Origin of the sequence: Desulfobotulus alkaliphilus (genome assembly GCF_007830435.1) — a bacterium.
Classification (GTDB): Bacteria; Desulfobacterota; Desulfobacteria; order Desulfobacterales; family ASO4-4; genus Desulfobotulus; species Desulfobotulus alkaliphilus.
In genome coordinates this window covers 77,144-87,518 of the sequence record NZ_VLLC01000016.1, presented here as the reverse complement: position 1 = coordinate 87,518, position 10,375 = coordinate 77,144, and the positions used below count along the sequence as shown (strand labels likewise).

Here is a 10,375-nt window from a genome sequence, read left to right as displayed (position 1 = left end):
AGGTATAATGATAAACGAACTGGATATGCGGAGTCCGTGGAGCGAAGGGCCTTGGCAGAGAGAAAGTCTGAAGAGTCAACCTGTGGCCGGGACTCAGAGCCCGGATAAATCAGATGAAGGGCTTGGAAGGCTGCGTGCAGCCAGCAGCAGGAAGCTGTGCGTTTGACTCAATGCAGGAGCCGGATGCGTTAGCAGCGCACGTCCGGATCTGTGCCGGGGGGTTGATCTGAAACTGACAATTGTCAAAATTGCCTTTCAGATCAATTCTCTACGGCGACCTTTGTTGTTTCCTCACGTAGTTCTGCACAGAGGTGTCGTGTCTTTCCTTCCGAAAAAAAAGACCACTTATGGCAAGCTATTTGGCAAAAGCAATTATGACCAAGGACCTGCCGGTTTCCAGCAGAGATATTTTGATAAGATTTCATATGCTTGCCTCAAGATAGGGGAGCATGACCCTATCCACTCTGCAAATTTTGGCATACTTCATAATTTTTTTATGGTCAAACGTCATTCTGGTTTTATAAAGCTTCAGAGCCTCAAGCACGATATCCATTCCAATTTTATTGCGGAACTTAAAGCAGTCTGCCAGTGTTTTTTCCGGGCTGTAAACCTTCACAAAGATGCCGTCAATCTGGTGTTCCTCTATTCCGGCCTGAAAGGAATCGCTGGAGAATTTATGGAATTTTACGGGAGGATAATCAATTATCGGAGCTTTGCTGTCCTTATCGTATTGCGACAGAAACTTCATGGGGGATCTGAGTCGTTATTTCGTGAAAAGACAGTGCCGAAACAAGGCTGATAACACAAGTGGGAATTCTCATGGCAACAATGACAAAATCGGGGTTCGATACGGCTTCCATCTCCGTTAGCCGATAAACTCCCCTTGAGATCTGCTCAAGGTCTCCGGTATCACGTAGCTGGTAAAATACTCTGGGATGAATTCCGGCCAAAAGCGCATCGGATGTTTTTATAATCCCACCGCTCTGGCGAATAAACTCTTTGGCTTTATCCTGGGCTCTGGCCCGATTTTTCGTTCTGGACATGGACAGTATCTACCCCACAAATTTACAAATAAGGTAGATACTATCCAAACAATTCAAAAAATCAAGGCTTTTTTCTAAAGTTTGGCCTGTGCGGGGTGTATGGGTGGAAAGGTGGGGGATAATGCATTTGGGGGCTGGTTGGGGTGAAAAATGGGGAGGAAAAAACTTGCCTTAATGGGTGGGGTGGCTTATGGAAAATGGAAGTTTTTTAAATGTTGTGTGACTGATTTCTTTTAAAGGGGGCTTTCACAGGCTGAAAATCTGAATTAGAAAATTTCTGTCCAAGTCTATAAAATGGCGGACTTCATTACCATCCGGATCGCAGGGCTGAAATAGGTTTTTCATTCCGATTAGACTCGATCGCAATATAAAAAAGAGAGGGACATATGGACGTTAAAGGAGCTGTAAAAAAGGCAGTGGAATACGTTTCAGATGTGTTTCAATCTGAAAATCTGGAGAATGTAGGGTTGGAAGAAGTTTTTTTGAATGATGCAGACAATGTTTGGGAGATTACAGTGGGATTTTCTCGACCATGGGATTATCCAAAACAGGGTATTGTGACGGGCTTACAACCACAAAACCCAAGACGGCAGTACAAGGTTGTATCGGTCGATGCTGATTCTGGAGAAATTAAATCAATAAAAATAAGAGCCTTACCAAATGAGTAGTGTTTTGATTGATACCAATTTGCTACTTTTACTTATTGTGGGCTTGTGTGACAAAAATATAATTTGTGATCACAAAAGAACCAAAAATTTTACGGCAGCTGATTATGATTTATTGGTGAGCCAGATAGATGGATTTAGCTCCATATGGGTTACATCGCATTGTTTAGCAGAAGTTTCTAACCTGTTGAAGCAAACTCACAAACAACAAGCAAAACAGCTTTTATCTTGTCTTTCTACATTCGCTGACCGTACGCACGAGTCTCATATTTCAAAGGTAAACATTTTTCAAAATGAAGCCTACTTGTCATTAGGTGTTTCTGATACAGGCATTATTCAAAAATCAAAGAGAGTAAGCTGTGTTTATACGGTTGACTTGGATCTTTATCTCAGAATTTCTCGCATTGGAAGAAAAGTCATTAATTTTAATCATTTGAGAAATCAAACCTTGCTTGCATAGAAGAAAAAAGTGGTCTGTTATGCCCATAAATCATTGCCGAAGATAATCCTATGCCTGAAATCTCAAAATTTCCTGGACTTATTATTGCAAGGTTTTACAAGAGACCATACAACCACCGACCTCGAACCGAAGACATTTGACTACTACTATGTTCGTGCTGTGAGGAAGGTAAAATGACTCAACCTGATGAATGCCATCACGCACCCTGGTCGGGGCTGGGTAACTCGTAGCCGGACATGATGAGCTGAGGACGACTAAGGTCACACAGGCCATTAAAAAACAGAGACTTATCCTTCCCTGATATTTTTAAGCTGTCAGATTCCTGCTCCACTCACAGGCTTCCAGATAAAGTCCCGGAATAATGGTTTCCGGAAGCTTTATGGCGGCAAGGGCCTTGGGAACCTGATCCCATAGCCCCTTCTCATAGGCCTCGGCCAGACTGAGAAAGGGATAAAGGGGGCCGGATTTTTCCAGAAGGGCCTTTTCAATATCCTTTGAAAGGGAGATCTCACCAAGGATTTTTTCCATGGATTCATCAAGGAGGGCATCAAGCAGGGAAAACATGCCAAGGGTGAAAAGCTGGCTGGAAAGTCCGGGGGTTTCCGTTGCTGCTCCCATGCGCTCACAGAACCTTCCCCTGATGCAGGAGGCCTTCATCAGGGCCACGGGCTTGTTGCTGCATATTTTAGTCATGGTAAGGATGGCAATGAAACGGCGGATTTCATCGGTTCCCAGCATCATCAGGGCATCGCGGATGGACGTTATTTCCCTTATGCGTTTGAAAAAGGCAGAATTGATATAGCGTAAAAGGTCATAGGCAATGCCCACATCCCTGTGAATCAGGGCTTCAATGCGGTCAATATCCATATCCGGCATGGCACTTTCCGCAGAGATCTGAAGGAGGTTGAGGTATTGCCCCTGAATTTGACGACCCCGGATAATTTCCGGTTTGCTGAAAAAATATCCCTGAAAAAGGATAAATCCCATAGAGACCGCCATGTCAAACTGCTCATGGGTTTCCACCTTCTCCGCAAGAAAAACCGGTTTGACCTTTGTTTCTATTGCCATGCTTTCTTTGATTTTTGTAAGGGGTGTATTTTGAAAATTAATTTTGATGATGCGGGCAATTTCAGTCAGCTCTTTCCATTCCGGTGTATAGATAAAATGATCCAGAGCCAGCACATAGCCCTGGGCCGCTATTTCCCTGCATGCCTGAATCACTTCCGGCGTAGGTCTTACGGTTTCTAAGATTTCCACCACCGTATCCTTTGGAGGAAGCATCAGGGGGACTTTTTCCAGTAGCAGATTTTCCGTGAAATTGATAAAGGCCCTTTTGCCTTCGGTCAGGGTCTGCATGCCGATATCCATGAAGCTGTTGGCAATAAGCTGGTAGGAAGCCTGATCCCCGTCCATTTCGGGCATGGCATTGTTCATGCCGTTGCGAAAAAGCAGCTCAAAGGCCACAATCTGTTTTTGGGAATTGAATATGGGTTGTCTTGCAATAAAAGTTTCCATGGCTGCCTCGTCATAGGAGGGATTTTTTCTCCCGCTGTCTGGAAAAAAACCTGAAAAACGGATATGGCTTCTGGCTGTGATTCCTAACCACAGGTATCATACATTGTAAACAGATACCAGCTTGAGCATATAGCAGTATGGGTTCTTTTTGTCATCTGCTTCTTGGGTTTGTGGCTGATGACCCTTGCTATTTTGCTGTCCTGTGGTGGCAGCAAAATCACCACAAAACACCCACTTCTTTTTTTACAAAAGCAGGAGCAAACAATGGATATTGGAAAGCATATTATTGAAAGGGCCATGGAAAACGGAGCCTCCCTTGCCGGTATAGCAAGGATGGAAGACATAAAAAAATCGGCGTCCCACACCATATACAATAAAATGGGAGACTATTCGGGAGCGGGTATTGTCAATGAGAACGACCTTTCTGATAATCAATTATTCTCCTGGCCCGATTCTGTAAAATCCGTACTCGTGATTGGACTTTCACATCCTCAGGATAAGCCTGAGCTTGACTGGTGGGATGGCAGAGGAACATCCGGGAACCGTATTTTGATTGACATCATAAAACGGACAAGCCAGGAAATTGAAAACACCTTGAAAATAAAAACCACGAAGTTTCATTATTTTATCGAAAAAGGAGGCATTTTCCTCAAAGATACTGCGGTGCTGGCAGGGCTTGGGTGTATTGGAAAGAATAATATGCTGATAACTCCGTCCCATGGCCCCCGGATTCGACTCAGGGCATTAGGTTTAGATGCTGAACTCTCCCCAACCGGCCCCCTTGCCTTTGATCCCTGTGCTGACTGCAAGGTCTATTGCAGAAAAATTTGCCCGGAAAATGCGATGAACGAAAAGGCTGCCATTTTCAGCACCTTTGAATTTTCTGATTTCCTGCCCGGAAGGGATGGCACTTACAACAGGGATCTCTGTAGTATAAGGATGGAAAAAGACCTGAACGAAAGCTCTGCGGGCAAGGACGACAAGGAACCTTTGGTAAAATATTGCAGGCTGTGTGAATATGTGTGTCCGGCAGGAAAACCGAGAGTTTCTGAATGATGATTTTAATTATACTCCGCACGGCCATTTTTGAAACAAAGTAATGAACATCATGGTTATTTACTTTCTCCCCTCACCCCCGGCCCCTCTCCCGGAGGGAGAGGGGAGAAAAACAGCCATCCTCAAGGCACCCTCTCCCCTTGGGCGAGGGTTGCCTGCCCGGCACACAGGCCTTCTGCATAGCTTTTTATAATGCCATGGTTTCTTTTGCCTGTGTGCGGGGGGGTGAGGGCTTCATCAAAAAAACCAGAAAAGCATCCCAGTTTTTAGATGTTTCACAGATGAGCATTTGGAGTATAATTGGAATTCAGGCTGTACAGAACTCATTATCCGGCTCGCACAAGGCGTACCATGGCTCGTGCACCTCTGGAATCATAGGAAACGCTGCCATTGAAAAAAGGGAGGCACCACGCAGCGTATCTGTAGTTGGCATTGGCCGTAGAAGACCAAAAAATTTCTGCAGGGGCATCGGGAAAAGCATCTGTATGAATTGTGGGCTGCTGGTAATCGTCATCACAGGCCCCTCCACTTTTCCCGGGTTGCCAGACATTTCGCTTGCCTGAACTGCAATATACAAGGGTGTTCAGTTCTTCGATGGCAGGTACACGCCAGTCCGATTTTCCTGCAAAATGATGTGAGCTGGCAGCTGCCAGAGCATGATTCCAGTTAAACACCTTTGCTTCACCCGTGCAGGCACTGCCATCCCAGACCTGCCCTAAACTGCATCGCATCCACTGAAGATTCGTTTCCGTGTCTGTGACTGTTCCATCCCCGTTGTCTTTATATTTTCCAGCTATCAGTCCTGCTCCAGCCGAACCATAAAAAAAGACCGTAAACAGCAAAACAACAGTTATTTTTTTCATGTTTTTTCCCTTTCAACAGCCATGCATCTGCGACAGATGCGCCACCGCAGATCCCTCTTCAGTGACATTTAAACGGCTGATGCTCCTGATAAACTCCTGCTGATAAACAGGAATGTTGCTGCGGGTCAGATAGACGGCATGCCAGGTGAGGGGCAGCCCCTTCCGGGTTATGGGCCGTGCTGTGACCGGCCAGACCGGAAGGATCCCGGCCACAGCCCAGCGCGGGAGAACGGCAATGCCAAAACCCGCCATCACCATCTCAAGGATGGCCTGGGGCGCACCAACATTCATGATCCTGCCGGGTTCGACACCCGCCGGTTTCAGAATCTGCTGATAGAACCTGTTCTTTGCCCTGTCGGCATGGGCGATAAGACTGACACCCCCAAAATCACTCAGGTGCAGGAATCGGCAGGCTGCCAGCGGATGTTCCTCGGGAATAACGCAGACCAGTTGATCCTCGAAAAGCGGAACAGCGGTATGGATCTCGGTGGTAGCAACAGCGCCGGAAATTACCAGATCGAACTTTTTTTCCTCAAGTTCTTCAAGCAGTTCAACGCTGTTGCCAATCTCAATTTCTATATGGGGAAACCGGGCATGAAAAAGCTTGAGTACCTGAGGCAGCCATTTATAACAGAAGATACACTGGGTGCCGACCTTCAGTTCTCCTTTTTCGCCCCGGGTCTTCCTTGAAATATCCCGCTCGGCCCGCTCAACCGCATCCAGTACCTCCACCGCCGTCTTCTGAAGCTGTCTGCCGCTTTCGGTGATGATCATTTTTTTACGTGTCCGGAAAAACAGATCCGTTCCCAGCTTCGTCTCAATATCCTTCAGTTGCTGACTCAAGGCAGACTGGCTGATGAAGAGTTTTTCCGCAGCCCTGGTCATGTTCTCACTCTCCGCCAGGGCGCATATCATGCGTAAATGTTTGATTTCGAGATTATACATCGGCCTTCAATAACCCACCCTTATGGCTTTTATTATACATATTAATTTCACTTATACATCATTCCCCTGTATCTTCCAAGGCAATTCGTGCGGCCCGTCCCCTACCCCATTCATGCAAGAGGAGCAATCATGACACTCGTGACTACAGTAGCACCGGAAAATGCAACAGGGATAATCAAGGAAGGATATGACATGTTTATGAAAAATGTCGGAACCATCCCGCAGCCCATGCGCCTGATGAGCCTCAGTCCGGCGCTGTTCGAGTTGCAGCTCAAGCGAATCCAGTATTTCAGCAAGCACCCGAAACTGAGTTTCGCCCTGCTCGTCCATATCCGTTATCTGGCATCGAAAACCCTCGATTACGGCTATTGCATGGACCTCAACCTGCACTTCCTGAAAAAACTGGGGTATGACGACGAAGCCCTCAGGATGATGGAAGAGGATCCCGGCAAATCCATGCTTGAGGAAAACGAAAGTACCATGCTCGACTTTGTCATCCGTGCCATAAAAAAGCCGGATTCCATCACTCCCGAGGATATGGCAGAACTGAAGGAGCAGGGCTATGAAGAACAGGATATGCTGGAAGCCCTTGCCCAAGGGGTGGGCATGATCGACCATGCCATCATGATGCAGGTTTTCCGGATCGATCAGAACTGTGAAGTGGCCTATACCAGCCCCTGACCTGCAGGGAAAAACTCCTTTACACTTACAGAAGGGCAGGAGTGCTCCCAATCATTTTAATATGATTTCTTTCAGCCATGCAAAGCTTAAGGCTGGCAAATCGCATGACCTGATTTTTAAGTTTCGTCACGGGCACCCGTAAAGGGTGCCCCTACAAAACAGAGGCATAAAAACCTTTCACAGGGGCAGGCCTTGCGCCTGCCAACGCCATCCTATCCGCTCACACATGGCCTGACGGCAAGCAAAGCTGGCAGGTTTTGGCTAGCTTTGGCTAAAAAGAGAGCCATGAGAAAAAACAAAACGTAACTATTCAGCATGGGCTTTCTGACGTTGGCAGACTTTTATAATCTTTAGAAAAAGTCAATGGACAAGGTGCTTTTTACTGCTTTCTGCCCTCACCCCTGGCCCCTCTCCCAGAGGGAAAGGGGAAACCTGCTGAATAATCACAACAAAACAAGCGTGTTGAGCACCTTAAAACCCTAGCTCCTCTGCATCCGGTCATTTTTTCTTTTTCATCCGCCCCTTCCCCACCTTATTCAGCCATTCTGCCTGACGCTTAAGGTATTCTTCCTCCGTTTCCTCCCAGCCACAGTTTTCCGGCTTTCTTTCTTCCGGTGGAAGGACAATGCGACGCACGGAAGGCATTTTTTTCACCATCTCCACAAGGGCATCCTTCCACTCTCCATTCTTATCGGGGACCATGGTCACCTCCACACCGGCTTTTCATCCCTGATCCATCTCAAAGCTCTCTTCCAGAAACTTTCTTATTTTCATTTCACTGAGCCACAGCCCCGAAAGCACACGCCTGTTCACCCGGATGGCCGGTGCCATGGATATCCCCTCTTCCCTTGCCCGCTGCCGGTTTTTCAGTATATCCATGGTATGAATTTCATGGGGGCTGTCCGCAAGAATACGCCTGACATGTCTTTCTGCAGCAAGGCAGCGGGGACACACGGGCAACTTATAAAAAAAGACTTCCATAAAGCCGCCTTTCATGGGAAAAAGTACTGTTTATTTTAAGGGATTCAGAATCAATGGAATCCTGTTACATATTCTTCATACGGTACACGGTACCCGGCTTCATCATAAAGGAAAAGCAGGATTTATGAAAAAAGTTATTGTCACGGTTCTGGCCAACGACAGACCCGGTATTCTTGCCTCCGTATCCGGGGCTATTTTTCAGGAAGGCGGCAATCTGGATCAGGTCAGCCAGACCCTGCTGGAAACCCAGTTTGCAGGCCTTTTCATCGCAACCCTCACCAAAGATATTTCCATAGAGGATCTGCAGGCAAAACTCCGCCAGACCCTTGCCCCCCAGGGCATGGATGTGCTGGTCAAACCCATAGACGAACCGGATACAGCCAGCCCTGTTCCCTCAGAACCCTTTGTCATCACCTGCTTTGGTCCGGACCGCAAGGGCCTTGTGGCAGAAATCACAGCCATTCTTGCCAGACACAAGGTCAATGTAACCAATCTCCGTGCCATGTTCGAGGGCGGCGACGATCCTTCCCGCAACCTCATGATTTACGAGGTGGATGTGCCCGTATCCGCCGATACATCAGCCCTTTCCGGCGATCTGAGAACAAGGGCCGCAGAACTCAGCCTTGTGATCAATATCCAGCACCGCAACATCTTTGAGTCCATCACCAGAATGTAGGCGGCTTTTCCATACGGCATGTTCCCGGAAAACAAATTCCTCACCCCTGCCCTCGGCCGGGGTGAGAAAACTATTTACATTTCAGAAAATCATTTTAACCCGGAGCCAATCCATGATCCACGACAGGGAAATCCTTACCATACTCGGCATGCTCAACAACGAGCATCTCGATGTCCGCACCGTCACCTTAGGGGTGAACCTCTTTGACTGTGTCAGCGATGACATTGACAGACTCTGCGCCAACATAGAAAAAAAGATCGGCGGCCTTGCCGATGGCCTCGTCCCCCTGTGCAACCGCATCGGAGAAAAATACGGCATTCAGGTGGTCAACAAACGCATCAGCGTCAGCCCCATTGCCACCATCGCCGCCCCCTTCGGCCCCAAAGGCATGGTGGCCGTCGCCCATACCCTGGACCGCGTTGCCCGCAGGGTCAATGTGGATTTTGTGGGCGGTTTTACGGCCCTTGTGGAAAAGGGCATTGCCAGAGGGGATGATGCCCTCATTGCCGCCCTGCCCCAGGCCCTTGCGGAAACCGAAAGGGTCTGCGCCTCGGTCAATGTGGCCAGCACACGGGAAGGCATCAATATGGATGCCGTTCTCCGCATGAGCCACGCCATTAAGGAAGCCGCAGCCCTTACCGCAGACAAAGACGGCCTTGCCTGTGCCAAACTCTGCGTTTTTGCCAATATTCCCCAGGACATTCCCTTTATGGCCGGTGCCTATCTGGGCATAGGCGAGGCGGATGCCGTCATCAATGTGGGCGTATCCGGTCCCGGCGTGGTGAAAAATGCCATAGACCGTGCCCTGGAAGCAGATCCCAACATGGACCTTGGCGACATTGCCGAACGCATCAAGCGCACCGCAGCCAAGGTCACCCGCATCGGAGAACTCATCGGCAGGGAAGTGGCCGGAGAGCTGGGCATTCCCTTTGGCGTGGTGGATCTTTCCCTGGCACCCACCCCCACCGTGGGAGACAGTGTGGGAGAAATTTTCCAGAGCCTTGGCCTCATCAGCATCGGCTCACCCGGCTCCACGGCGGCCCTTGCCATGCTCAACGATGCGGTCAAAAAGGGCGGTGCCTTTGCAAGCTCCCACGTTGGCGGACTTTCAGGTGCCTTTATTCCTGTAAGCGAAGACCTCAACATTGCCGAAGCCGTCAGCAAAGGATTCCTTACCATAGAAAAACTGGAAGCCATGACCGCCGTATGCTCCGTGGGCCTTGACATGGTGGCCATCCCCGGCAACACCAGCGTGGAAACCCTTGCAGGAATCATCGCCGATGAAATGGCCATCGGCATGATCAACGCCAAAACCACAGCCTGCAGGCTGATCCCCGTACCCGGTAAAAAAGCCGGAGACATGGCCCACTTCGGCGGTCTTCTGGGCTTTGCCAACATCATCCATGTTCCCAATGCCACGGCACAGGGCAGCTTTGTCACCAAGGGCGGACGCATTCCCGCCCCCATCCATTCTCTGAAAAACTGAGAAA

At 48.6% G+C, this 10,375-nt stretch carries 13 protein-coding genes; 6 read left to right on the top strand and 7 right to left on the bottom strand.

Annotated elements, in window-relative coordinates:
* Positions 1-421: 421 nt before the first annotated feature.
* Both LZ24_RS17615 and LZ24_RS18070 read right to left on the bottom strand, forming a co-directional pair.
* On the bottom strand, positions 422-748 hold the full coding sequence (locus LZ24_RS17615; protein WP_222427612.1) for a type IV toxin-antitoxin system AbiEi family antitoxin domain-containing protein: 327 nt from the start codon (positions 746-748) through the stop codon (positions 422-424).
* Positions 723-1,043: a type IV toxin-antitoxin system AbiEi family antitoxin domain-containing protein gene (locus LZ24_RS18070; RefSeq protein ID WP_222427611.1), complete on the bottom strand. Its 321-nt coding sequence runs from the start codon at positions 1,041-1,043 to the stop codon at positions 723-725. The genes LZ24_RS17615 and LZ24_RS18070 overlap by 26 nt, the downstream gene beginning before the upstream one ends.
* A gap of 386 nt (positions 1,044-1,429) precedes the next feature.
* Between LZ24_RS18070 and LZ24_RS10900 the strand changes: the two genes are divergently transcribed.
* Both LZ24_RS10900 and LZ24_RS10895 read left to right on the top strand, forming a co-directional pair.
* Positions 1,430-1,711, top strand: a complete 282-nt coding sequence (locus LZ24_RS10900; protein ID WP_144685334.1) for a hypothetical protein — start codon at positions 1,430-1,432, stop codon at positions 1,709-1,711.
* 4 nt (positions 1,712-1,715) lie between these two features.
* Positions 1,716-2,168 (top strand): PIN domain-containing protein, encoded by a 453-nt coding sequence (locus tag LZ24_RS10895; protein ID WP_186443076.1) that lies wholly within the window; start codon positions 1,716-1,718, stop codon positions 2,166-2,168.
* 306 nt (positions 2,169-2,474) lie between these two features.
* Here LZ24_RS10895 and LZ24_RS10890 read toward each other — a convergent pair whose 3' ends face one another.
* Positions 2,475-3,683: an EAL and HDOD domain-containing protein gene (locus LZ24_RS10890; RefSeq protein WP_144685332.1), complete on the bottom strand. Its 1,209-nt coding sequence runs from the start codon at positions 3,681-3,683 to the stop codon at positions 2,475-2,477.
* Between the two features lie 264 nt (positions 3,684-3,947).
* Between LZ24_RS10890 and LZ24_RS10885 the strand changes: the two genes are divergently transcribed.
* Positions 3,948-4,739, top strand: coding sequence for a 4Fe-4S double cluster binding domain-containing protein (locus tag LZ24_RS10885; protein WP_144685331.1), 792 nt, complete (start codon positions 3,948-3,950; stop codon positions 4,737-4,739).
* A gap of 326 nt (positions 4,740-5,065) precedes the next feature.
* On the opposite strand, the gene LZ24_RS10880 is transcribed toward LZ24_RS10885, so the two are convergent.
* Positions 5,066-5,602, bottom strand: a complete 537-nt coding sequence (locus LZ24_RS10880) for an Lcl C-terminal domain-containing protein (RefSeq protein ID WP_144685330.1) — start codon at positions 5,600-5,602, stop codon at positions 5,066-5,068.
* A 12-nt stretch (positions 5,603-5,614) separates the two neighbouring features.
* Entirely contained in the window at positions 5,615-6,547 is a 933-nt protein-coding gene (locus LZ24_RS10875) for a LysR family transcriptional regulator (protein WP_144685329.1), read from the bottom strand.
* A 192-nt stretch (positions 6,548-6,739) separates the two neighbouring features.
* Here LZ24_RS10875 and LZ24_RS10870 point away from each other — a divergent pair, with 192 nt between their 5' ends.
* Positions 6,740-7,228, top strand: coding sequence for a hypothetical protein (locus LZ24_RS10870; RefSeq protein WP_144685328.1), 489 nt, complete (start codon positions 6,740-6,742; stop codon positions 7,226-7,228).
* 498 nt (positions 7,229-7,726) lie between these two features.
* Here the strand turns inward: LZ24_RS10870 and LZ24_RS10865 are convergent, their stop codons facing one another.
* Positions 7,727-7,930, bottom strand: coding sequence for a hypothetical protein (locus LZ24_RS10865; RefSeq protein WP_144685327.1), 204 nt, complete (start codon positions 7,928-7,930; stop codon positions 7,727-7,729).
* A gap of 21 nt (positions 7,931-7,951) precedes the next feature.
* The gene (locus tag LZ24_RS10860) at positions 7,952-8,209 is read right to left on the bottom strand and encodes a thioredoxin domain-containing protein (RefSeq protein WP_144685326.1); all 258 of its coding nucleotides are present in this window, start codon (positions 8,207-8,209) and stop codon (positions 7,952-7,954) included.
* A 124-nt stretch (positions 8,210-8,333) separates the two neighbouring features.
* Between LZ24_RS10860 and LZ24_RS10855 the strand changes: the two genes are divergently transcribed.
* Both LZ24_RS10855 and LZ24_RS10850 read left to right on the top strand, forming a co-directional pair.
* Positions 8,334-8,885 (top strand): glycine cleavage system protein R, encoded by a 552-nt coding sequence (locus LZ24_RS10855; protein ID WP_144685325.1) that lies wholly within the window; start codon positions 8,334-8,336, stop codon positions 8,883-8,885.
* Between the two features lie 112 nt (positions 8,886-8,997).
* Positions 8,998-10,371 carry a PFL family protein gene (locus tag LZ24_RS10850; RefSeq protein WP_144685324.1) on the top strand — a complete coding sequence of 458 codons (1,374 nt, stop codon included), beginning with the start codon at positions 8,998-9,000 and terminating at the stop codon, positions 10,369-10,371.
* Positions 10,372-10,375 lie beyond the last annotated feature (4 nt).